The organism is Pseudomonas sp. CF161 (assembly GCF_000416215.1).
In the GTDB taxonomy this organism is placed as follows: Bacteria; Pseudomonadota; Gammaproteobacteria; order Pseudomonadales; family Pseudomonadaceae; genus Aquipseudomonas.
In genome coordinates this window covers 1-240 of sequence record NZ_ATLP01000109.1, presented here as the reverse complement: position 1 = coordinate 240, position 240 = coordinate 1, and the positions used below count along the sequence as shown (strand labels likewise).

Genomic DNA, 240 nt, shown 5'->3' with positions numbered 1-240 from the left:
TTTCGAAGATTTCTTCAACAACTTCAACCACTTGCGCTTCCGATCTCTCGTTAGCGGGAGGCGAATTCTACAGCGTTACTCGCTGCTGTCAACACCTTCTTTTCACCGCTTTCGACCGAGAAGATCGAACCGTTAATAGGGCCAAACAACACCGCTCTATTAACTCCTTCTGGGCTTCGATGACCTGAAGCAACTCGCTGTCGAAAACTGCGTAACTCTTTGTTTACCAAGGAGTTTTCC

General features: G+C 47.5%; 1 protein-coding gene. It reads right to left on the bottom strand.

Features of this window, described 5'->3' with window-relative positions:
* Nucleotides 1-50 precede the first annotated feature (50 nt).
* A partial coding sequence (locus CF161_RS33275; protein WP_218187573.1) for a hypothetical protein occupies nt 51-240 on the bottom strand: 190 nt, incomplete at its 5' end.